Consider the following 25,188-nt stretch of genomic DNA (forward strand, 5'->3'; position numbering starts at 1 on the left):
TTTATGATTCTAACTCTCTCTTTGCCTTTGCTGCTAAAAATGCAACCAGCACAGCCAAATATAAACTAACACCCGGTGCTGTTAATACATGACCTGCAGTAAATGAGATGCCAAGCCCCAGTAGAATACCGGCTGAAACTAAAGCATTTTCGATATCAAGATAAAACGAAAACCGTTTAATTAACGTTCTGACTAACTGATAAACCATATACAAAAATGGACCAAAGTATAGAACTGATCCAATAATACCTAATGAATAAAAGATATCATGAAAGTCCATTTCAATCATTTTTGCTTCTTCATTATAGTTCCCAGCATAGCCCATCCCAAACAGCTTTTGTGAAAGAGGAGCCTCGGAAAAATACGCTTGATAATCCTCCCAATACTTTTCCCTGCCACTATAAACGATATTTTGCACCTGTTCCTCTGTCACCACCGGCGCCTCAATTACCTCTTCTTCTTCATAATTGATGCCAAGCCATGATAAATGCATATTCATATTATGAGCAAGAGGTGTGAATGGGGTAATTAAAATCGTACCTACTAGAAGGACGGCCAAAATCACGATTCTAGACTTAGGAAGATCATTGGTGCTTGCTTTGCCGAATCGCCATACGTGCAGAACAGTGAAAACCAGTCCTATCAGTAACGTAATAACGATAGCACCTAAACCTACCTTGGTACCGAGAGCCAACAATCCATAACCGACACATAATAGCAGTAGCCAATACCATTTCGACTTCTTGATTGCCAGCAGCAAGCAAACAGGGATACCAATGGCCATGATGGCCCCAATCTCATTTCCTGCATAAAACCAGCCAACATGCCCCATTTTGCCGCCTTCGTAGCTGGCAAACCCTGTACCAGTCAAACCAGCGGCAGTCATCAAGGCACCAATCAAGAACACCGCGTATGCTACATAACGCAGGGCACTCTCTCTCCAAAGTGATTTGTCTGTTGTGGTAAACAGTACATAATATAAACATAATGCCACATTGAAATAGATGATCTTGATTAAAAACTTACCTTCCTCCATCGGCAAAAATATAGGCTTTGAAGTATAATTGATTACTATATTCAAAAGGAATAGGACTACCACTAGGGTGAAATAAATAAGATTTTTCTTTTGCTCCTGATTACGAACGAGCACTAAATATAAACCTGCTGCCCCTAAAAACAGCACGCGGATAAGCAAACCAAACGTTAAATCATTTCCAATCAGCCTCAATGACAATGACGTAAATAAATCCAATAATGGCTGCAGTAAAATAAACAGCAAAAAAACATGATTCAATTGACTAAAAGCGGAATGGGATATTTTCATCTTTATACCTCTTCACGGTGTTTTTTGAAAGATCTTCTTTTATGATAAAATATTTACTTTTTTATGTAAATATGCAGATTTTTTCTTATCTGCCATTATTCATCATACATTGTTAACCAAACATTATGCTAACCTTTCTTTCTATAAAAAACATGATAAAATAATAAAATTGAAAGGAATAATTCAAAAGGAGAAAGATATGAAGAAAATAACGGTCATCATGCCTGTTTACAATACAGCAGAATTTCTTCAGGAATCCGTCTATTCTGTAATGAATCAAACCTATAATCATTTGGAATTAATGTTAATCAATGACGGTTCAGAAGAATCATGTACAGAACTAATTGAACAATTATCACAGGAGGATGCTAGAATCCTTCCATTACACATAAATGAAAATAAAGGTGTTGGGTTTGCACGTAATCTTGGCGTAGAAAAGGCTTCACATGATTATATCTATTTTCTCGATAGCGACGATTATTTACCTCCTCATACGCTCGAGTTATTAGTGAATCACATTAATGACCATGACATGATATCCGGATCAACCATCCTTACAACCACTAAAGTTGAATCCACGGACATCAAACCGGAAGCTACACGGGTAAACCAGACACTTGAAAAGAGCTTTGACAATATATCAGCACTAAATCGTTTAATAAAATTAGACTTCATTAAAAGCCATCAAATCAAGTTCTCAGAGGAAGTCACTTGTTATGCAGACCTTCCCTTTATTGTCGATATGATGCATCATCTGAACGTAACTGAAACACCAATGATAAAAGAGGCAAGCTATAGCAAAAGGGTCCGAAATGATCCGATTTCAAACCCTGCCTTAGTCCAATTAGACGCAAATAAAAAAGCAGTTGATTTTTTAACGGTCTACCTTTTCCTAAAGGACAACTATAAAAACAGCGATCAAATTAACATGTTTTTAGATGATCATTTGTTGTCATACTATAAGCTAAAGCATCATCTGTTTTATCAAGACCAGGCCACTTTGCCTTTAATTTCAGCTGCTGTGCAAAAAAGCAGTACTCAGCCTAAACAAAAGTTGAATTCATTTGTGAAAGCCCAATGGAAGTCCTTGAAAAATGAGAACTATAAGAAGTTCATTCAACAAACAGAAACGGAAATCCTTTTAAAAGATATAAAAACAGCACTTTCTGGACGAACAAAGCTAAAAACCTTTTTATATAAAAAGGTTTTCACAAGACTGCCATTGAAAGAAAAGAGCATCGTATTTGAAAGCTTTCTTGGAAAAAATTATTCTGATAGTCCAAAGAACATATATGAATATATGCTTGAAAACAATCCAGACTATCAGTTTATTTGGATATTTAATAAAAAGAGAGAAATTCCTGGGAACGCCAAGCAGGTCAAGCGTTTTAGCCTGCAATATTATTATTATTTAGCGACATCAAAATACTGGGTAAGTAACTCCAGAATCCCCCTTCATCTCAATAAGAGGGAAGGAAATGTTTACTTACAAACCTGGCATGGCACTCCATTAAAAAAGCTCGTATTCGATATGAATGAAGTTTATTCTGCTAATCCAAAATACAAGGGTCACTTTTTTGAGCAATCGAGAAGATGGGACTACTTAATATCTGCTAATCAATATTCCAGCGATATCTTTAAAAGAGCCTTTAAGTTTGACAAGCAGATGCTCGAATTCGGTTATCCAAGAAATGATATGCTTCATTCTAACATTAAGGAAACAAACGCAAAGAAAGTCAAAGAAAAATTGAATATCCCAGCAGATAAGAAAGTCATTCTTTATGCGCCAACATGGAGAGACGATGACTTTTATGCACCAGGTAAATATAAATTCAAGTTAATGCTTGACCTCGAAAAAATGAAAAACGAATTGGGTGATGAGTATGTCATCTTGCTTCGGATGCATTACTTTATCGCCGATCATATAGAAACAACCGGAGTCGAAGATTTTGCTTATAATCTATCCAAATACGATGATATTGCTGAGCTTTATTTAATATCTGATATATTAATTACGGACTACTCCTCTGTCTTTTTCGATTACTCTAATTTAAAAAGGCCGATTCTGTTCTACACTTATGACCTTGAAAAGTATCGCGATACCTTGCGCGGATTTTATATTGATATGGAGGAAGAGGTACCTGGTCCTCTGTTAAAATCTACGGAAGAAATTATTTCTGCCATCAGCAATATAGAAGAAGTTGAAAGACAATACGAAGATAAATACGCACGCTTTTATAATAAGTTTTGCGGCTGGGAAAAAGGACATGCCACCGAAAAGGCTGTTCAAACAGTATTTAAAGATTGAGTATAAATAAAAGGGAGAAGCCGTTAAGCCGGCTTCTCCCTTTCTTTTTATCAGGATGTCACAGTGGACTCACTTTGCTGTTGCATAGCTTTTTCTCTGAAATTCTTCTTCTCTTCATTTGTCATCGCTTTATATTCATTTAAGAACTTTTCGTATTCAGGTATGACTTCTTTAATATCACCAGACATTCTTACTTGTCCAAATTCAAGCCAAATTGCTTTTTCACAGAATTGCTTCATTTGTCCAATCGAGTGACTAATAAAGAACATCGTTTTACCTCTCGCCTTGAATTCATTCATTTTATCCAAGCATTTTTCAGCAAAGGCTTTGTCACCTACAGAAAGTGCTTCATCAATGATAAGGACATCGGGATCTGTATGCACGGATATAGAAAATCCCAAACGCGATTTCATCCCGCTGGAGTATGATTTCACCGGTTGATCAATAAATTTATCCAGCTCTGCAAATTCAATAATATCTGGTTCTAAGCCTCTAATTTCCTTTTTGCTAAAGCCGAGCATCAAGCATTTTAATTCAATGTTTTCCCTGCCTGTCAGCTGATTATTCAGCCCTGCCGACACTGCAATTAATGAAGCATTGCCTTTTATATCAACCGTACCACCTGTTTGCGGCACAACTCCAGCGATCACATTGGAAAGTGTGGATTTTCCTGATCCATTTACACCTACAAAACCTATAATATCGCCTTCTTCAGCTTCAAAGCTGATATTTCTCAAAGCGTAGAAATCTTCTCCATAACTCTTTGGCAAAAGAATATCAAGCAGCTTTTCTGATGTTTTATTATATAATTTATATTTTTTAGTCACGTTTTTAACAATGACAGATTTTGACACATCATCACTTCCATTATAAGAAATCAATAAAATGCTTTCTAAATTTCACATGCAATGCTGAACCTATCCAGAATAGGATGAATACAATCAGCCAAAAGTAGAGTGTATAGTAGGGATCCGATATGATATACCAGCCTTGCCCAAGCAATGCATGGCGATACCCTTCCACTAGGTAGAACAACGGATTAACTTTCATCACAGATTGCACCCATTCCGGCAAGCTAAATGTGACCCAAAGTATGGGTAGAAGATAGATCATGATTCTTAATATTGCTTGTACAATTTGCTGGACATCTCTCACAATCGTCGATAAAGTTGATGTGATCAATGAAATGGCGAGCAGCAATGCGATTGTGCCAAATAAGAAATAAGGTATTTGTATAAAATAAATACTAATCGGATAACCAGTAAAATGTAAAATAGCAGTTGAGATAACGACTAATACCATATGCGGATATAGCTTTGAGAAAATCACATAAGTTGGTATGACACTCATCGGAAAGCTCATTTTTGATATCATTCGTATTCTTGTATAAATCGATTTTGAACCTTGAGAAATCGAAGGATTAATAAAGAACCAAACAACAATCCCTGCAAGCATCCATTGAAAAAACGGGACTCCATCTATATCTCTACCCTCTCTAATACCGTAACCAAATACAAACCAGTATATAGCAATCTGTATTCCGGGATTGAGCAGCTCCCACATCATTCCTAAGTAATTATTATTATTTGTACTTTTTAATTCATATAATGAAAGTCGTCTGATTAAATAAAAGCTTTCAATCTGTTCTTTTATGACTTTAAACATAGAGCTCATAGATTATAAATTCCTTCCCGAAATCAAATCTGTATTCAGTTATTACCCAAATCATTTATCATCATAAACTACAATGATAATTATACGTAATAGTGATTGGTGACACAACTTTAGACCTTATTATTGATGCAAAATATAGTTCAATCTCTTCTCGTTCATATGCACTCTTGTTTTAATTATCCAAAATTACCCAACCGGTGAATAAAGGACTTCTAGCTTTCTTCAAGAGGATAAAAATATTTCAATCCAACATTTGCGTCTCATTGATACTTTCTAGCATGTAAAAACCTTAGCTTTCGCTAAGGCTTTTTTCATTCCTTTAACCGAAATACCTTTTCTACCACTCTTCGTGTCGATTGACTATCTTCAAGATAGCAAAAATCCTGATAGAATGCTTCATAGGACGGTCGATGCTCACTATCATTTATTGAATTAATCGCGTCAATGATCTCGTCTGTTGTTTTCACTAGTGGACCTGGCGCTTTTTCTTGCAGATCAAAGTAAAACCCTCTTAAATCATCTCTGTATGAATCGATATCATACACAAAGAATATGATTGGTCTCCTTAAATTTGCGAAGTCAAAAAAGACAGAGGAATAATCAGTAATGAGTAAGTCTGACATAAGATAAAGCTCTCTTATATCACCATGCAGTGAGAAATCATAAACAAAACCTTCAAACGAGCTTAAATCAAAATTCTCTGCAACGAGGTAATGCATTCTTAAAATGATTACATACTCATCACCGATGGCTTCACGAAGCTTCTGCAAATCCAATTGCATATCGAATTTATACTTGCCGACAGCATGAAATTGATTATCTCGCCACGTAGGAGCATAAAGGATGACCTTCTTATCCAACGGGATATTATATTTCATTTTCAAATCATTAGAAACGTTTTCTAAATTATTTGCATGTAGAATATCATTTCTTGGGTAACCAGACTCAATCATTTCCTTGTCATACTTAAAAGCTGACTTAAATATTTCTGTTGAGTATTGATTAGGCGATATTAAGTAATCCCAATTTCTTGATTCAATATAAAACTCTTTTTTATATTTAGCTGTATCTGTCCCTGCCATTTGTATTTCGTCCAAATCGAAAGCCAGCTTTTTCAAAGGAGTGCCGTGCCACGTTTGCAAATAGGTAGTATGCTTGGGCTTCGGAATCCACACGGGCATACGGCTATTTGTTACCCAATATCTTGCCCGCGCCAGCATGAATAACCAAGAAACTGAGAAGCGTTTAATGTATGGAATATTTTCATCTTGAAATTCCTTTATATAATGCGGGTCAACACTCCAATATAATTCGAACTCTGGATGATGAGCCTCTATATATTCATAAATGGCACGAGGGTTACAGCTATATTGCTTACCTAAGAAGCTTTCAAATATAATCAGGTTTTTATTTACTGGCAACTTGCCAACAAAGATAAACAACCACTTATAAATCAAATGTATAATAGGATGCTTTTTCAATTTTCTCACTAAGTTCATACTTGTACTCCTAGTCTTCATTAAAGAACAATGTATTAACTAAATTCTCACTTGATTTGCCTTGTGAATATTCATTCCACTCTTCTTTAAATTTCCTGATTTCCTCATAATCAAACGATTGATTAAGAAGAATATCAATGATTTCCTGCGTATGAAATGCGACTGGACCTGGAACAAATTCTGTATAATCCTGCCAAAACCCTCTTTCCTTTTCATATGATTCAATATCATAAGGGAAAAAGATCATTGGCTTTTCTAAAATCGCATATTCAAATGGAATAGAGGAATAATCAGTTATCAAATAATCGCTTACAAAAAGCAAGTCATTGACTTTAAAAAGACCGCTGCAATCAATGACAGAGTCTGACAAATGCTCGGGCAACGTATACTGACCTTTTACAGCAGGGTGAAGCTTCAGCAATAGGACATACTCCTCCCCCAAATGCTCCACCATCAAGGAAATATCTAAGTGCAATTCAAAGGAGTGCAGGTCTGATTCACGATAAGTCGGCGCATACAGAATAATTTTCTTATTCTCCAATGCCGGAAACTTCTTCATGATTTTATTCATTTTCTTTTCACCTTTAGCTTGGTCATATAATAAATCAGTACGAGGAATGCCTGTTTTTAGTATTCTCTCTTTTGACGCAGCAAATGCTTCATAGTAAATCTGGGCTAATTGGTCAGAGCCAACCACTATTTTATCAAATTGATTGTACACCTTTAGAAACCGTTTATTTGCCCTTTTTGACCGTGTTTCACTGGAAGGGTCTAATAAGCCGAATTTTTTTATAGCTCCAGCCGCATGCCACAATTGTGTGCAAACTACTCCCTCTTTAAACTTTACTGTTGAAAGGAAGCCATAATAGTTGTCGATCAAAATATGCTTTGATGTGGCAAGGTGATAAATTGAGAAAAACGTATCAAATACATGATACGTCTCAAAATGGTATATCTTTACGTTTTCCTTATCAGATCCCTTGAATTTAACACCTTTACTGTTTAAAAAGACTATATCACCGCTATATTCTTTTTTTCTTAGCTCTTTATATACGTACAAGCTATTGTCCCCAAAGGATACGACAAACGTTGTCTTATTCTTTAGCGGAAACAGCTTAAAGATATTAAATAGGATCTTAAAAACAAATAAGTAAATCGTTATGATACACTCTCTAGCCATTATTAACTTTTAAAAGGTCCTTTTTTATCTTAGATGTTGATATACCTACAGTTCTTGGAAGATATACTACTTCGCAGTAATCTTTAAGGAAGTCAAACTTGCCTTCCCAATCATCTCCCATGACAAATACATCTACATCATGCTTAATTACATCATCAATTTTTTGTTCCCATTTTTCCTCGGCAATGACTTCATCCACATATCTAATAGACTCAAGAATCATTTTACGGTTTTCAAAGCTATGATAAGCTTTTTTATTTTTAAGTTCATTAAATTCATCTGATGAGATCGCGACAATTACATAGTCACCAAGTTCTTTAGCTCTCTTTAAAATATTAATATGACCCCAGTGGAGTAAATCAAATGTTCCATAAGTAATAACTTTACGCATTCTATATCTCCTCCTGAAAATAATCAACAACGAGTGATGTTTTTTTCATTTTCTATATTATTAAATAAATAAACTCTTATATTCTATCATAACTAATTTTGATTACAGACTAGTAACAAATCCTTTTCAACCTTTATACAATACTTTATAAGTATAACTAAAATTCATTTTATAGGTTTTTAGCTGTACATTCAAGGAATCATCATATATTGATAATAAATGGAAGTTCAAATCCATATCTACAAATTTCAACAATTTTAGACTATTATACTATTTTTCAAAGATTAAATCCACCTAGTATATACCCTCTTTTATTGGCAGTGAAACATTAAAAAGGTAATCCGCCTTAGGCGAGATTACCTTTTCTAATGAGATCTATTTTATTTAAATACTTGTTTGATTACATTTTTACTTGCCTGACCATCGTCGAACTGACAATAGGTTTGTCTAAACTTGTCCATTTTTTCGTCATATTTTTCTTGATGCTGATTCAAGCCTTTAATTGATTCGATAATATCCTCAGTAGTTCTATCCAAAGGACCTGGTGCTTCTTTTTCGAAATCAATATACATTCCTCTCAGCTGATCGCGATATAGCTCTAAATCATAAGTAAAGAATATCATCGGACGATTTAAGATGGCATAGTCGAACATGACAGAAGAATAATCTGTGATTAATGCATCAGATACCAAGTATAAGTCCTGAATATCACTATAGGTTGAGAAGTTATACGCAAACCCTTTAAATAGAGAGACATCAATTGAATTACCAACAAGATAGTGGAGTCTAAGCAAGACGACATAATCTTCTCTTAATTCCTCTTGCATTCTTTGCAAGTCAAGCTCTAATTTAAAGTTTTTCTTGACTCTCCATGTAGGTGCATACAGAACAATTTTCTTATCTAAAGGAATACCCAGCTCAACTTTCAACTGAGTGATTCGGTCTGCATTATCTTCTCTAAACAGCTTATCATTTCTAGGGAAGCCTACTTCGAGCATTTCATTTTTATATACAAAGCAGCGCCTAGTCAAATCTGTTACGTAATCGCTTGTTGAGATTAAATAATCCCAGCGTCCGCATCTACGCAAAAGATTATTCATTTTTGCTTCAGTATCCACTTCACCAGGGACATCGATTCCCATTGTTTTAAGCGGTGTGCCGTGAAGGGTTTGCACCTCGACTGCTCCATTGCGCTTCTCATAGAAATCAGGGAAGTTTACGTTATTAACAAAGTACTTTGCAGTTGCTAAATAGTAATAGTACTTCCAGGAATTCTTCCGAATAGATTTGGCTCTACCATTGACTTCCGTGTTTTCATTATTGAAGAACCATACGTAATTGTAATCCATTCCGCTTTGTTCCATCTCTTCATAAATCGCTCGCGGGTTATCACTATACGATTTATTCCAGAAGCTTTCGAAAACTACAGTCTTCTTATTCATTGGCAGCAATCTCATTAAAGGATAAAGAACTTTTCTTATAATCTCTTGTCTCCTTGGACCCCGTTCAATCCAATCCCAATGAAGTACTGACTTAATCGAAAATCCGTCATGTGTGGTTCTAAAAGGAACCAATTTAATGCCAGATGCAATATTTTCTTCAAAGTCATATCTGCTTTTGTCTACCATCACGCGTTTCTTTATTACTTGGAATTCTTCATCCCAGAAACCTGAGATTTCCATATAAGCTCTCCATGTACCCACTTCGAACAAAGCAATGCCGGTATCACTAAGAAGGTTTACGTTTCCTTCGAAGAAACGGTTGGAGCTTGCTTCATCATCATACGTTTTATATGGTATGACATATTCATTGCCATTTGAAGCGTGCTTTAAATACAATCTCACTTCATCAATTTTCTCTAAACCACCAAAAAAGCTTTGGTTTATTTTTGTTTTTAAATAAAGCTGATTGTCAATGAAACGCGTTTCTTCCAAATAAGGCGCAATTTGTCTAAAGTTCAGGGCTAAGTTACCTGCTGGACTCGCTTGAATATGAAACTCTCGTTGACCGTATGGTGTGCTGCTTTTCTCGATATAATTCGGAACCGTCAATGGCATGAGCTCTTCTTCAAATTCAATATAACTGATCCATTCATTCCTGCTTTCCTCATCATATAAAGAGTCGATTGGAACAGTTACTTCAAATTCATTCGCTACTAAATCAATACCTTGCTTCTTCACAGATGAAGACGAGAGAGGGTAATATTTCTTTTCACCTTTAGAATAATTGACCAGGACGAATTGAATCTCAGCTAAATCATAGACCGACTGACCTTTTATGGTTAATAAATTACCTTTAGTAGCAACTTCATCGATAACTGAAGATAGCACATCTGCTTGAATGACAAAATTCCAGGCACGATTATATTTAGGGAAAATCCTTTGACCTAGACCTGTATTGTATGAAGGTCTTGGTTTCTTCCCGGCAACAGGGTTACCTGCTCTGAATTCACGTTCGATATTATCTACTTTTAAAGTAAACCACAGTTCTAGACGGCCTTTGCCTAACCCTATGACCTTAGGGTCTGTGAAATCTATTTCTACTTCATAGCCAGACCAGTCATAATTATATAATCTTTTTAAAGGTCTTCTTTTACTAATGCGAATCCCCTTTTTAAAGGTAATATCTTTTCGCATAGCCATTTCAGCAGGTACTTCTACCTTTTCCATTGTTTCTGGATTTAATAGGTATGCATTAAGGCTGACTAAGCCTTTTTTCTTCATGTCTACCTTGCTGATATAATTATAACCATTCACGATCAGTTTGCTGTCTTGCCACAGAACTGATTCTATTTTCATTACAGGCTGGAGCTCGTCAGTCATTTTATATAGCTCTTCAGGGAGCTCGGCACGATAAGGATAATCTCCATAATAATCAGAGCCTTTTTTAATCACCTTTATATTCTTCATTTTAGTTTTTTGGAAATGAAGAATTTCCAGTAACTTTTCTTTATTTCCTTGCTTGATAAAATGGTATTTCAAACGATCAATCGCATTTAATCTGTCTATTGTTTGAGGAGATACATCCTCTAAATAGGCTGAAACCTCGTCAAAGAACACATCCATAAATGTGTCATCCACTTTATCTAATTCATTTAAGTAAAGAAGAATGTCCAAACTTAGAGCCTTATAATCCTTATTCGCACGAAGCTCATCCTGAATATCCCTCTTATCAAAAAATGCGTCAACCATCCTTAATACTTTTAAGCGATCAGTAAAGTTAACCAACACATTTCTTTGCTGTGTAATTGACTTATCTCCGCCATCACGCGCTCGCCAAAAGTAAATAACATCTTCTAATACATCTGTAGAGGATGATAAAAAGTGTGCAGGAATTGTAACGGGAAGATCCTCGTATAAAATCCCTTCAGGAAATTTAAATTGATGCTTGTCCCAGAAAGATTTTTTAAATAATTTATTCCACGCTGTCGTATCATAAAGTAGCTCAGGATTTTTGGTGATATGAGTATTTAAAATCGTTTCTTTAAATACTTTTTTATGCAGCCCTGAAGCAAATTCCTTTGTAGAATTAAACCTTTTAACATTACCAATGACGATATCCGATCCCGTTTCAAGCGCAGTTTCGTACATTTTACGGTAGGCATTCCTAGTGACATAATCATCTGAATCAATAAAAACCAGATATTCTCCACTAGCAAATGGCACACCGTAATTTCGCGCATGTCCTAAGCCGCCGTTTGCTTTATGGTATGCTTTGAAATTCGGATACTCCGCTGCGTATTCGTCCATAATTTTACCACTGGAGTCTGTAGAGCCGTCGTTTACCATGATTACTTCTATTTCAGTTAATGTTTGAGATACTAATGAGTCCAGACATTCTTCTAAATATCTTTCCACATTGTACACAGGTACAATGACACTCACCTTAGGCATTACTTCTAACATAGAACATCCCTTTCCTTTGATAGTAAGATTTGAATTAATATGAGCGATTTCTATGCCAGTTCCATGCGCTCGAAATAATTTGCTGTAAGTCATATTTCGGAGACCAGCCTAATTCACGACTAATTTTTGCAGATGATGCGACTAAGGTTGCAGGATCCCCTGCTCTTCTTTCGCCTTCTACCACTTTAGCCTTTACGCCTGTAACTTCTTCACATGTAAGGATAATTTCTTTCACTGTATAACCCTCACCATTTCCAAGGTTGTACACTCTATGATCTACTTGTTTATTTATAAGTGCATCCACTGCAAGAATATGTGCAGACGCTAGATCACTGACATGAATATAATCTCTTACACAAGTACCATCTTTCGTTTCATAATCTGTACCAAATACGGAAATCGTTTCTCTTTCCCCAAGCAGATGCCCTAAGATGATAGGAATTAAATGTGTTTCCGGATCGTGCGCTTCACCAATTTCAGCATTTTCATATGCACCAGCTGCATTGAAGTAGCGCATTGTAACATAATTTAAACCATAGGCTTGAAAAGCATCTTCTAAAATATTCTCAACCATAAGCTTAGATCGGCCATAAGGATTAATTGGTGCTGTTACATTATCTTCTTTAAGAATATCCGTATCCGGGATACCATAAGTGGCAGCTGTGGAAGAAAAGACAAAGTTATTCACATTTGCTAGCTTCATTTCTTCCAATAACACAATGGTTTTGCCCACATTATTTTCGTAATATTTATAAGGATCAATAACCGATTCACCGACTAAGCTATTTGCTGCAAAATGCATAACAGCTTGAATATCATATTGTCCGAAAATATCGCGCAAAACCGAACGATCGCTTAAATCCCCTTCAACAAAAATGGCCTTTTCATCCACCGCTTTTCGATTCCCAGTTGATAAGTTGTCCAGCACCATTACTTTACGGTCTTGATTCACCAGCTCCTTCACGATATGAGAACCAATGTATCCCGCCCCACCAACAACTAATATCATACTCTCACCTTCATTCCATTATATTTATCGTTTATTCAAGGTAATCTATTTTTTAAAAATAATTGTAGAAATTAGTCTATTAATCCTTTTATAGAATACAATAAAATCTTTCTTTGGTAAACGCACATCTTATTTATTAAAGAATATACTTCGTTTTTATATGCATTAATATTCATAAAGCCAAAAGGATTCGGCCGGCTGCACCGCTTCAAGAAAATAAAGATTCATGCAAAGTCAATGAATTATCATTCATTCATCCGCTCATAATAAAGAAAAGACTGCCAGTTCATTGACAGTCTTTTCTTTTCATCTATCATTCAGGGCGTGTTATTTTTTTGAAGTAATCTCCATTTCCTTGCTCACTACTTGTTGAAGGTACTCCATTAAATCTCCACGTAATTCTTTACGGCTTAATGCCATGTCAATCGTTGTTTTAATAAAACCGAATTTTTCACCGACATCGTAACGCGTTCCTTCAAAGTCATAAGCATACACCTTCTGCATGCCATTAAGCTTTTGAATCGCGTCAGTAAGCTGTATTTCTCCACCTGAACCAGTCTCTTGGTTTTCTAATATGTCAAAGATTTCAGGAGTCAGTACATAGCGGCCCATAATAGCCACATTTGATGGAGCATCCTCAACTGCTGGTTTTTCAACGAAATTTCTTACTTCGTATAATCTGCCATCTTGGTTTGCTGGATCGATGATTCCATAGCGGTTTGTTTCTTCTTTAGCCACTTGTTGCACACCTATAACCGAACCATCTACTTGGTCATATAAGTCCATCAGTTGTTTTAAGCACGGTGTTTCAGCCTCAACAATATCATCACCTAACAAAACAGCAAATGGCTCATTACCAATGAACTTTCGCGCACACCAAATGGCATGTCCAAGTCCTTTTGGCTCCTTTTGTCTAATATAATGAATATCTACTTGAGAAGAACGTCTTACTTGTTCCAATAAGTCGTATTTTTCCTTTTTAACCAAGTTATCCTCTAACTCTATCGCAAAGTCAAAATGATCCTCTATGGCTCTTTTTCCTTTTCCAGTAACAATAATAATATCTTCAATTCCAGAATTAATCGCTTCTTCTACTATATATTGGATTGTAGGCTTATCTACAATTGGAAGCATTTCCTTAGGCATTGCTTTAGTCGCCGGCAAGAATCTTGTTCCTAACCCCGCAGCTGGGATAATCGCTTTTTTTACTTTTTGCAAAATATTCCCTCCTAGAAATTATAGGTTTAACCTGAACTCATTTTATATGTTCTTCATCAATATAAGCAAGTTTAAATAAAAGAGTATGTTCCTAACTGTCCATATTACTTAATTTCTCAAAAAAATATTATTTTATCCGTTTAGGCTTTAACTCCTATTGCCTCAAAGAACAATATACCATAATTCATTTCTTCGCTAAAGTGATTCTTTCAATCAAAAACACAAAAACACAGACTTATGACATATTAATTTCTATTTATAAACATTTTTTTAGTCTTTTTTTAATCTTGTTATATTGTTTTTCATAGTCTAAATTTAATGAAGATACTAAAAATTGATAAAAATAAGGGAATGTGTTACCATTTAAAAAACTTTTGAGAGTTTCCTATTTACGCCAAAAGATATAGACTAATTGAAGGGAAACTAGAAGATTTTTTTCGGAGGGAGTTTTACATAATAATGAACAAAAATCAACAAAAAGATGACCTTTTAGAAAACACATCCAATCATCCGATCAAGGTAATTGGCGGTTATAAAAGGCAAGGGTGGGCATTAAAGACCTTGAAAATACGAGTAATGATTCCATAGAGGTTGAAGAAGAAGGAATTGTAACAGCTAAGACGATTTTAAAAGCCAATGACAATACCTTTTATCCAGCCTTTTTAACTTTAGATATGAAGCAAAAAGGCCAAATAATTGGCGCCTACCTCATCGCTGATCAAGCAGACCATTATGACCTAATCCCCTTTGAAATCGCTAAAGAATCAATTCCAAAAAAAAAGATGAACTCCTCCCTTTTAAATATCGCACCCTAGATAAAATTGAGAATGATGAGCAACAAAAAAACTGGCCGGATTTCAGTTGATTTGTGTACCCGCTATCAGTCGTAGCGGGACTTTTTTTTTATTAGAAAATAAACTGTTTCCCCTGCTTTATTTTTTTGATCAGGAAACCAGATGACAGACTAAAATAGACCCACTTAATAAAAGAGGGTCTTTTTATAAGAAACATTTATTGTTTTACAATCACTTTCCATCTGCTTAAATCCGGGTTCGCATTCTTCATATGTACTTCATTAAAAATAAATGACCAAGGCTTGCTCGTATTCGGATTTACGCTGAAGTCTTCCAATTTAAAAGCACCTTCACATATCGTTTTTTCATTAGCATCCACTACCATTAATGGAAGTGTTTCAATGTTTAGAGCCTTTTCATAACCATTTCGAATAAGAACTGTCACCGCTGCTTTATTCGGTTCAATAAACTTCATATTCAAGCCAGTGAAATTAAGCTCATCCTTCTTCAATTCCCGGAGACCCATTACTGTCGCTTCAAGATTCTTCTTATCCTGTTCCGAGAGTCTTTCCTCCCAGATTGGTTCCAGCTCTAATCGATGCCCATTATCAGGCTCTTCAACCATCTCAAAGGCAATTCTCCATTGGTCATTGGCTGGCAATTCAACACCCAGACGATCATCTTCGGTAAATAGGAATTTCCAAGGTACACTTGACATTGCTGGGACTTCAATCAGTTCGAATATATCAAAAGTTTTGCGGGCAAAAGGCTGATTCTTTTCAGTTATAAGGACCAGGTCCATCTTTTCAAATCTAATCGGTTGATCTAATGTATTTCGTAAAAATGCCTTCACAAATAAATGACCATTCACTTCCTCAAGCTTCACTCCAGAAATAGAGATTTGCCCAAGGCTTTAATTCTGGAAGTTTTTGATGATGGAATTGGTAAACATATTTATCTTGATTATTTATTTGGAAATGCTCATGAAAAACTAAGCTAGTCTTAACTCCATCTGAAACGGCAACATCAGAATTGCTCGCAACAATATGATCCTTCTCATCTATAGAAACAGTTTTTTTCTTACTTCTGAATAATCCCATGGAAATGCTAATCCCCTATCTGCTGTTATTTATTTTCAATTAGCTCAATCAATTGCTGTACTGTGTAATATTCAATGGTTACGATTAAGTTTTTAAAGCTTTCCAGCGCTTCTTTTTCAAAAATTTGATAAGGGTCTTCTTGACCATAGCTTCTTAATTGGATACCATCTCTGATCAAGCCCATTTTATCCAGATATTGAATCCAATTCTGATCGATTTGTTCCAAGAATAGATTTTTAAGACGCCCTTCTGATAGATGGTACTCTTCAATATTCAAAATCCTATCTTTCAGCGAACCGGATTCCTTAAAGACTAATTCTTCTATGTCTTTTACATCCATGCCTTCGAATTTTTCCTGCACCCACTTCTTATTTGCAAATAGAGGTGAAAGCTCTTCTATAAAAGCAGCTGTGTTTGGCTCTTCATGAGCATTCAAATCAGAAATGGCTGTTTTTAAATAATTATACAGATATTCAGCTGCTTCAGTTAATGCTTCATTATATGGAAGGGCAATAATGCGATCCCTCATCGAATAAATCACTCTGCTTTGTTGATCAAGCACCGAGTCAAGTTTTAATAGATGGTTTCTGCTGGAATGGTACATGTTTTCTACGGTTTCCTGAACCTGCTTAACCAGCTTTTTAGAATCAGACGCGCTGATTACTCCCTCATTATCTACCTTCATTTTCTTCATAAATTTTTCTTTGTCTTCTTCTTCAAAATACTGAAAGAGCTCATCTTCTATAGAAATGATGAATTGAGACGAACCAGGGTCGCCTTGTCTGCCCGATCTTCCTCTCAGCTGCATGTCAATTCGGCTGCTTTCATGCTTTTGAGTACCGATGATATGAAGGCCACCCAGCTCTTTGACACCTTCGCCCAACGTAATATCCGTTCCTCTTCCAGCCATATTAGTCCCTATCATTACTTGACCTTTTTGACCGGCCTTCGCAATAATATTAGCTTCGCCCTCTTCCGTTTTAGCGTTCAGAAGCTGATGTTTAATATGATTGTCCTTAAGCACCCCAGCCAGTGTTTCTGATTGCTCAATTGAAGTTGTGCCAATCAGAACCGGTCTGCCCATATCATTCATCTTCTTGACTTCAGAAACAATTTTATTCATTTTGGAAGATTGATCAACAAACACATAATCATCCATATCCACTCGTTGAACAGGCTTATTCGTTGGAATTGTCACTACATCTAGATTATATGTTTCTTCAAACTCCTTTTTAGATGGCAGTGCACTTTCCGTCATTCCTGATAGGATGTTGTACATTCTGAAGTAGTTTTGCACCGTTATCGTAGCCTGAGTTGTGTTTTCTTCAGAAATCACCAGACCTTCTTTTGCTTCAATCGCCTGATGAAGACCTTCACTAAAAGTTCTGCCTTCCATCATCCGTCCTGTAAAGTTATCAATGATGACTACTTCACCATCTTTAATAATATAGTCGACATCATTTCTCATCACTTTATGCGCGCGAAGAGATTGCATCACATAATGCCGCAATTCCTGATGGCCAGCTTCATACAGATTTGCAACGCCAAAGGCAGCTTCAACCTTAGTCGCACCTACATCGGTCAAATAATCTGTTTTCTGTCGGAATGAAGCTCGTAATCGTCTTCTTCTTTAAATTCGCGAACGATTTGCGAAGTGATATGAAATAAATCTGCGCCCTCATTTGATTTATTGGCAATAATTAATGGCGTCCTTGCTTCATCTATTAAAATACTGTCTATTTCATCAACGATGGCAAAATGCAACTCTCTTTGCACTTTCTCGCCTTCAAAATTGATTAGGTTATCACGCAAATAATCAAAGCCAAATTCTGTTCCAGTGCCATATGTGATCTCCGCCTCATATGCAGCTTTCTTTTGATTATTTTCCATAAGAGAAATATTCAATAGACCGTCAAACCCAAAAACTCATGAACCTTACCCATCTGATCCTTGTCCCGGCGAGCCAAATATTCATTAGCTGTAATGATATGGACACCTTTTCCTTCTAAAGCATGCAAATAACTGGCCAATGTCGCAACAAGGGTCTTTCCTTCACCCGTATTCATTTGTGCAATCGCACCCTGGTTAAGAACGAATCCTCCAAGCAATTGAACATCATAATGTCTCATGCCTAAAACTCTCTTTGCCGCTTCTCTAACGACAGCAAAAGCTTCAATTTGTATGTCTTCTAAGGTTTTGCCATTCTTTAGCTGATTTTTAAACATCATGGTCATATTTTGCAATTGTTCATCCGAATAGGCCTGATACTTTAGCTCTATCGCATTCACTTTATCTATTAAACTAGAAAACTTTTTCATTTGTTTGGCGCTATTATTCAGCAGCTCTTTCACCTTTGTAATCATTATTTCTCCCCTGTTATCACAATTAAATATCTAGGAAAATTATATCATAGAAAGGTTTTTATTTGTTTAATTAGAAAAAAACCCCACTGGTAGTTTAGGTCTATATTCATTAAATTGAGTTATTTTTTGTTAAATAACCATAATAAAAGACTGCCAAGATATTTTCGGCAGTCCAAACCATAAATATTATTCTTTCTTATCCATGTCATAGCCTTTTTTCTCTAAATAATCCAATGTTCCTTGATAAATTGCCTTGGCAGCTTGGCTCCTTCCATAATCATATTTATCACTGATATAATAATTATCCTTCTCATTTTCGATATTTCCCATTTGGATCAAGGCAGCCGGCATGACATTTTCCGTCAGTACGTAATCATCGGTACCTTCGACTCCTCTATCTTCAAATGGGGTAAATTCGATTAAACGCGCATGGATGCTTTCAGCCAGCAGCTTGCTGTCCTCTGCACGCGAATCTGCTGTTTGCGCGGCTAAAGCAGATGGATAATTTGATTCTCCGCCACTTTCTTTGCCATCGCCTGAATAAGTGTGAAGGCTGATAAATATATCTTTATCAGTACTCTGATGATTCTTGGCAAATTCTGTTCGCAATCTAAGTGATTCTTCAGGAGAAATATTTTTGCCATTCGCTGTCAAATCGTTGCTGTCTGTACTTCTAGTCAGTTTGATGTTGATAGGATACGGGCTGTATCTATTTATCATCGCTCGCGCTTTTAACGCAATATTTAATACAGCATCTTTCTCCTGTAAGCCATACCCGGAAGCTCCTGAATCAGCCCCTCCATGACCAGGGTCTATAAAAATAGTCAGTGCCTTGTTGGGATCTACATACTCTCCCCATACCCAGCCTCGAGTATAACCCGCGTCCACATAGCGCCAGCCATTGTGCAGATTGTAATAATTAACATCAGAATCCTTCGGTATTGAGCCAATTGTTGAATAGCTTTTTCCCGGTCCTCTATACACATTTACATTAGAACGAGTGGTCACTACACCTTCTGCATCTTCCCCTGAGAAATTCTTGCTTAAGCTTTCAAGAGGCACCCAGCCCGTTAAGTCGCCACTCTTCACTCTTTTGAATCCATTCCTCTTCTCATAAGCACCTATTAAAGCTATAAATTTCATGCTTCCAATTATCTCAGATGAAGCGTCCGCATCTGCAAATATTGGACTATCAGGATAGCCCATCGGTATATTATAAGACACTACAGGTGTAATATACTCTCCCCATACCCATCCTTCAATAAATCGATCGACTCCATTGCCACCTCCCCAATTTAGTCCCCTCACATATTTCCAGCCATTTTTATGCTGGAAAACGCGTACTGGAACCTCTCGTTCATTCAGACTATATATCTGTCCTTTGATTCCGCCGCTTTTTCCGCTGGTGTGATATACATTCGCCTTTAATGGATTAATTAACATGCCTTCATATACTGCGGTATAGGGAGTTTTTGAAATGAATTCATCCCATATCCACCCTTCTTGATCTTCCGTATAAATATGACGCCAGCCATTTTTAAGCTCTGTTAGTTTTACTTCCTTGCCTTCAGATAAGCGGACTTTTATACCTGTTGTCTTTCCTGCACCATTATAAAGGTTGACTTGAGGGATGTTGATCGTCCCGATACCCGGGCTTTTCGTGGCAAACTCTCCCCAAATCCGTCCCGTCCTTCCACCTACGGAAACGTTTCTCCAATCCTTTTCTTCATTAAACATCACAAAGGATGAGCTTTGCTTAAGCGCGTTGTCTGCCAAGTAATCCCCGCTATAAGTATAAACGTTCGCTCCAACATTACTGACGATGCCAACTCCTTCTGCCGGCTGAATAAATTCACCCCACACCCAGCCCTGGCTATAACTACCGACTGTATACGTCCAGCCGTTGACCGTTTGATAAGTCGTTACCAATGAATCCTTTCTTATATCTGTCGATATGCCAAAGCTTTTTCCAGGACCCATATAGATATTAGCTGTTTGCGTAAGTATCCCGTTTTTCCCTTCAGAAGCCGCCTCTGCAAGATCACTAGGCTGTTGCTGCAACAGCATCAACATGAAGATAAATACTGCAAATGAAAATTTAATTACATTTTTCATGTATGTTCCTCTCTCCTTTCTAATATAGGAATCTTAGGTTTGAGAATATTAATATTTAACAATTCTTCCAGCTATTATATTAAATAGCGTGAGGCAGCTAATTCTATCAACCTAATTGATCAAATATTCCGTAAATATAAATGAGTAAAATATTCTCTCCTACTCTTACTCATCTTTCAAGAGCTGTTTCTACTTTAAAAAACTGCCGATGTTATTCGGCAGTCTTTCCTATTCATAATTACTTATCCATGTCATAGCCTTTTTTCTCTAAATAATCCATTGTTCCTTGATATATTGCCCTAGCAGCTTCTTTCCTGCCAAAATCATATTGATCACTAATATAATGATTATCCTTCTCATTTTCGATATTGCCCATTTGGATCAAGGCAGTCGGCATGACATTTTCCGTCAGTACGTAATCATCGGTTTCTTTGACTCCTCTATCTTCAAATCGGGTAAATTCGATTAATCGCGCATGGATGCTTTCAGCCAGCAGCTTGCTGTCCTCTGCACGCGAATCTGCTGTTTGCGCGGCTATAGCAGATGGATAATTTGATTCTCCACCGCTTTCTTTGCCTTCGCCTGAATAAGTGTGAAGACTGATAAACACATCTTTATCAGTACTCTGATGATTCTTGGCAAATTCTGTTCGCAATCTAAGTGATTCTTCAGGAGAAATATTTTTGCCATTCGCTGTCAAATCGTTGCTGTCTGTACTTCTAGTCAGTTTGATGTTGACAGGATACGGGCTATTGCTATTAAACATGGCTTGCAATTTTAATGCGATATTGAGCATAGCGTCTTTCTCCTTCAAGCCATAGCCCGATGCGCCTGGGTCCGTTCCTCCGTGACCTGGATCAATAAATATAGTCATCTGCTGGCTCGGATCAACATATTCTCCCCATACCCAGCCTTCGGTATAACCTGCATCCACATATCTCCAGCCATTGTGCAGATTATAATAATTCACATCCGAATCCTTCGGTATAGAACTAATCGTTGAATAGTTCTTTCCAGGTCCTCTATACACGTTGACAGTGGAGCTGGTAGTGACTACGCCTTCTGCATTCTCACCTGAAAGATTTCTCTTTAGGTTTTCGACAGGTACCCAGCCAGTAAGGTCTCCGCTCTTTATTTTTTTAAATCCATTCCGTCTTTCGTAGGCGCCGATTAGCGTCGCATTTTTGACTTTTCCAACTTCTTCAGATGCAGTATCCGCATCTGCATAAACTGGCCTATCTGGGAAGCCGAGCATCATATCATAAGACCTGAATGGTGTAATATACTCTCCCCATACCCAGCCTTCAATAAATCTCTCAACACCTCTGCCTCCACCCGATTGCATTCCCCGCACATATTTCCAGCCATTTTTATGCTGGAATACACGTACAGGAACCTCTCGTTCATCCAGGCTATATATCTGCCCTTTGATTCCACCGCTTTTTCCGCTAGTGTGATAGACATTAGCCCTTATTGGATTAATCAGCATACCTTCATATACAGCGCCATAGGGCGTTTTTGATATGAATTCATCCCATATCCATCCTTCTTGTTCTTCCGTATAAATATGACGCCAGCCATTCTTAAGCTCTGTTAGTTTTACTTCCCTGCCTTCAGATAAGCTGCCTTTTATACCCGTTGCCTTTCCTGCACCATTATAAAGGTTGACTTGAGGGATGTTGATCGTCCCGATGCCTGAGCTTTTCGTGGCAAACTCTCCCCAAATCCGTCCTGTCCTTCCACCTACAGAAACGTTTCTCCAATCCTTTTCTTCATTAAACATTACAAAGGATGAGCTTTGCTTAAGTGCGTTGTCTACCAACCAATCTTCGCTATAAGAATAAACATTCGCTCCAACGTTACTGACGATGCCAACTCCTTCTGCCGGCTGAATAAATTCACCCCACACCCAACCTTGGCTATTGTTTCCAACTGTATACGTCCACCCGTTGACCGTTTGATAGTAAGTAACCAAGATACTATCTACCTGAGATTGAACGCCAAAGCTTTTTCCAGGTCCTTTATACATATTCGCTGCCTGTGTTATTTTCCCGTTCTTTCCTTGTTCTGCAGCATCAACTCTATCACTAGGCTGATGCGTCAAAATAATGAGCATGCAAACAAATACTGCAAGTGAAAGCTTCATGATTTGTTTCATTCTTCTCTCTCCTCCCTATTCTAGTAATATTAGGTTTAAAATCCTGTATTTGTAATAACCCTATTCATCATTATAGCAACTTGGTTGTGACACAACTAGATTCTATTAGATTATTTAATTAAAAATTCTATTAAATCAAAGCCATAAAACACCTCAACTCAAAAAGAAAAAAGCTGCCAAGATTTCCTAGGCAGCTTTTTCTAGTATTTATAGGCCGTACGCGTCAACGTTAAAGCCCTTTTCTTTGTAATAATCTAATGTCCCTTGGTAAATCGCTTTTGCAGCTTGGTCTCTCCAGTATTCGTCCTTTAATTTATCATTGTCATTTTTATTATCGATAAAGCCCATTTCTATCAACGTAGCCGGCATCACGTTTTCACGCAATACAGCCAGATTTCCCGGCTTTATACCTCTATCTTTTAATGTCATATTCTCAACTAAACGCTCTTGAATGCTTGCTGCAAGTAGCTTGCTTTCTTCAGTGTGCGGATTGCCCGCTCTTGCTGCATAATAGTATGACTCTCCACCTTCTGCACTGCCATTAAATGCGTTGGCATGAAGGCTGATAAAAATATCGTTATCCGATTTTTGATGCTTCTTTGCAAAATCCGTACGCAATTTTAATGAGACAGCTGTTGTAATATCCTTGCCATCTGCAGTAACCTCGCTGCTGTCGGCGCTTCTTGTCATCATAATATTGAGCGGACTTTTACTAATAAATAGAGCGCGCGCCTTTAATCCAATATCAAGAACAACATCCTTCTCTTTTAATCCAAAACCTATTGCTCCTGGATCATTTTGGCCATGACCTGGATCTAAGAAAACAGTTACGCCTGCAAGCGGATCAACATATTCACCCCACACCCAGCCCTCAATATAACCGGCATGCACATACCTCCAGCCATTTTGGAACTGATAAATAGACACAGCTGCTCCTTTAGGAATCGTTCCCATAGCTGAATAGCTTTTTGCTGGTCCAGCATACACATTCACATTTGCACTCGCTGCGCCAACCCCGATTGAATTTGTAGGAGCGCTTCTTTTTTTTTCTACTTTGCCATCTGGAACCCAGCCAGTTGTATCACCGCTCTTTATTTTCTTCCAGCCATTTTTTGATTCGTACGCAGCCACTAAAGCACCATTTTTCACTTTGCCTTTGATCCCTGATGATTCATTTGGTTCATTATAGATAGCTGCGTCTGGATTGCTGCGAATGACACCAGTATGATGGGAAGGTGTGATATATGTGCCCCAGACCCAACCTTCAATATAGCTGTTTGAGCCTAATTGTTTTCCCCTCATATAGGACCAGCCATTTTTTTGCTGGAATACACTTACCTTGATCACTTGTGCACTATTGCTATGCACTTTTCCTTTGATTCCGCCGCTTTTTCCATTTGTGTTATAAACATTGGCGTAGTCAGAAGCTGTTATGATTCCTTCATAAGCATTGTTGTAGGCTGCCTTTGAGATGAATTCATCCCAGACCCAGCCTTCTTGTCCATCTAGATAAATATGGCGCCAGCCGTTCTTTGACTCTGCGAGCTTAACCGTTGCACCTTTTTGAATGGTGCCTTTGCCGCCAGTGGCCTTTCCTGCCCCTTTATACAGATTGACATAGGATGGTGAAATTGTTCCTATTCCCGAACTTTTAGTAACGAATTCGCCCCAAACTTGCGCGTATCTTCCATTTACATAGATATTTCTCCAACCATTTTTCTCCCCGAAAATAATGAAAGGCGTACCTTGTGTTATTTTGCTATCTTCAGCTGGTACATCGACTTTAGGGTATAAGTTTGCCCAAGAATTATTAAGCAGTCCGACTCCTTGGGACGATTGTACATAGTCTCGCCAGACCCAGCCCTGCGCAGTTTCACTTACAACATATGTCCATCCATTCTTAGTTTCATAGAATGTGACTAGCTGTTCCTTTCCGACTTTACTTGCAGTACCAAAGCTTTTTCCCGGACCTTTATATACATTTGCGTTCACTGTAATTAATCCGGTTTTCCCCTCTGTGGCTGCACTTGCTTGCAAATCAGGTGCTTGTGTCAGCACGACAATCATTAAAACAAATGTGGCAATCAGCAGTTTTATTATATTCTTCAACATTCTCTTCTCCCTACTAATAAAATATCAGGTTTTATCCC

General features: G+C 37.2%; 16 protein-coding genes and 2 pseudogenes. 3 read left to right on the forward strand and 15 right to left on the reverse strand.

Features of this window, described 5'->3' with window-relative positions; translation table 11 throughout:
• Nucleotide 1: 1 nt before the first annotated feature.
• Complete coding sequence (locus J2S17_RS04740) at nt 2-1,324, reverse strand: O-antigen ligase family protein (protein WP_307472424.1); 1,323 nt, start codon at nt 1,322-1,324, stop codon at nt 2-4.
• Between the two features lie 199 nt (nt 1,325-1,523).
• Here J2S17_RS04740 and J2S17_RS04745 point away from each other — a divergent pair, with 199 nt between their 5' ends.
• Entirely contained in the window at nt 1,524-3,632 is a 2,109-nt protein-coding gene (locus J2S17_RS04745; RefSeq protein WP_307472425.1) for a bifunctional glycosyltransferase/CDP-glycerol:glycerophosphate glycerophosphotransferase, read from the forward strand.
• Between the two features lie 50 nt (nt 3,633-3,682).
• Here J2S17_RS04745 and tagH read toward each other — a convergent pair whose 3' ends face one another.
• The 8 genes and pseudogenes from tagH to galU form a co-directional block, all read right to left on the reverse strand.
• Nucleotides 3,683-4,486 carry a teichoic acids export ABC transporter ATP-binding subunit TagH gene (gene tagH / locus J2S17_RS04750; RefSeq protein WP_307472427.1) on the reverse strand — a complete coding sequence of 268 codons (804 nt, stop codon included), beginning with the start codon at nt 4,484-4,486 and terminating at the stop codon, nt 3,683-3,685.
• A 13-nt stretch (nt 4,487-4,499) separates the two neighbouring features.
• Nucleotides 4,500-5,306 (reverse strand): ABC transporter permease, encoded by an 807-nt coding sequence (locus J2S17_RS04755; protein WP_307472429.1) that lies wholly within the window; start codon nt 5,304-5,306, stop codon nt 4,500-4,502.
• Nucleotides 5,307-5,617: 311 nt separating this feature from the next.
• Nucleotides 5,618-6,799, reverse strand: a pseudogene (locus J2S17_RS04760) (CDP-glycerol glycerophosphotransferase family protein); the annotation flags it as partial.
• A 16-nt stretch (nt 6,800-6,815) separates the two neighbouring features.
• Nucleotides 6,816-7,985, reverse strand: coding sequence for a CDP-glycerol glycerophosphotransferase family protein (locus tag J2S17_RS04765; protein WP_307472431.1), 1,170 nt, complete (start codon nt 7,983-7,985; stop codon nt 6,816-6,818).
• Nucleotides 7,978-8,376, reverse strand: a complete 399-nt coding sequence (gene tagD, locus J2S17_RS04770; RefSeq protein WP_307472433.1) for a glycerol-3-phosphate cytidylyltransferase — start codon at nt 8,374-8,376, stop codon at nt 7,978-7,980. Before tagD ends, J2S17_RS04765 begins: the two co-directional genes overlap by 8 nt.
• Nucleotides 8,377-8,756: 380 nt before the next feature.
• Nucleotides 8,757-12,281, reverse strand: coding sequence for a bifunctional glycosyltransferase/CDP-glycerol:glycerophosphate glycerophosphotransferase (locus J2S17_RS04775; RefSeq protein ID WP_307472437.1), 3,525 nt, complete (start codon nt 12,279-12,281; stop codon nt 8,757-8,759).
• A gap of 34 nt (nt 12,282-12,315) precedes the next feature.
• A complete protein-coding gene (gene galE / locus J2S17_RS04780; protein ID WP_307472439.1) occupies nt 12,316-13,290 on the reverse strand; it encodes a UDP-glucose 4-epimerase GalE in 975 nt (324 codons plus the stop codon).
• Nucleotides 13,291-13,617: 327 nt separating this feature from the next.
• Nucleotides 13,618-14,508 carry a UTP--glucose-1-phosphate uridylyltransferase GalU gene (gene galU / locus J2S17_RS04785; RefSeq protein WP_307472441.1) on the reverse strand — a complete coding sequence of 297 codons (891 nt, stop codon included), beginning with the start codon at nt 14,506-14,508 and terminating at the stop codon, nt 13,618-13,620.
• Nucleotides 14,509-14,967: 459 nt separating this feature from the next.
• Here galU and J2S17_RS04790 point away from each other — a divergent pair, with 459 nt between their 5' ends.
• Together J2S17_RS04790 and J2S17_RS04795 are read left to right on the forward strand one after the other, a co-directional pair.
• Nucleotides 14,968-15,096, forward strand: coding sequence for a hypothetical protein (locus J2S17_RS04790; RefSeq protein ID WP_307472443.1), 129 nt, complete (start codon nt 14,968-14,970; stop codon nt 15,094-15,096).
• Entirely contained in the window at nt 15,054-15,323 is a 270-nt protein-coding gene (locus J2S17_RS04795) for a hypothetical protein (protein ID WP_307472445.1), read from the forward strand. Before J2S17_RS04790 ends, J2S17_RS04795 begins: the two co-directional genes overlap by 43 nt.
• Nucleotides 15,324-15,519: 196 nt before the next feature.
• On the opposite strand, the gene J2S17_RS04800 is transcribed toward J2S17_RS04795, so the two are convergent.
• From J2S17_RS04800 to J2S17_RS04835, 6 genes and pseudogenes are all read right to left on the reverse strand, one after another.
• Entirely contained in the window at nt 15,520-16,188 is a 669-nt protein-coding gene (locus J2S17_RS04800; protein ID WP_307472447.1) for an SLAP domain-containing protein, read from the reverse strand.
• Nucleotides 16,178-16,402: a hypothetical protein gene (locus J2S17_RS04805; RefSeq protein WP_307472449.1), complete on the reverse strand. Its 225-nt coding sequence runs from the start codon at nt 16,400-16,402 to the stop codon at nt 16,178-16,180. The genes J2S17_RS04800 and J2S17_RS04805 overlap by 11 nt, the downstream gene beginning before the upstream one ends.
• A 25-nt stretch (nt 16,403-16,427) precedes the next feature.
• A pseudogene (secA, locus tag J2S17_RS04810) lies at nt 16,428-18,765 on the reverse strand (preprotein translocase subunit SecA).
• Between the two features lie 186 nt (nt 18,766-18,951).
• Entirely contained in the window at nt 18,952-20,880 is a 1,929-nt protein-coding gene (locus tag J2S17_RS04825; RefSeq protein WP_307472457.1) for an N-acetylmuramoyl-L-alanine amidase, read from the reverse strand.
• A 238-nt stretch (nt 20,881-21,118) separates the two neighbouring features.
• Entirely contained in the window at nt 21,119-23,038 is a 1,920-nt protein-coding gene (locus tag J2S17_RS04830) for an N-acetylmuramoyl-L-alanine amidase (RefSeq protein ID WP_307472458.1), read from the reverse strand.
• Between the two features lie 207 nt (nt 23,039-23,245).
• Entirely contained in the window at nt 23,246-25,147 is a 1,902-nt protein-coding gene (locus J2S17_RS04835) for an N-acetylmuramoyl-L-alanine amidase (RefSeq protein ID WP_307472459.1), read from the reverse strand.
• Between the last annotated feature and the right edge of the window lie 41 nt (nt 25,148-25,188).

The sequence above is a fragment of the Cytobacillus purgationiresistens genome, from assembly GCF_030813235.1.
GTDB lineage: Bacteria > Bacillota > Bacilli > Bacillales > Cytobacillaceae > Cytobacillus > Cytobacillus purgationiresistens.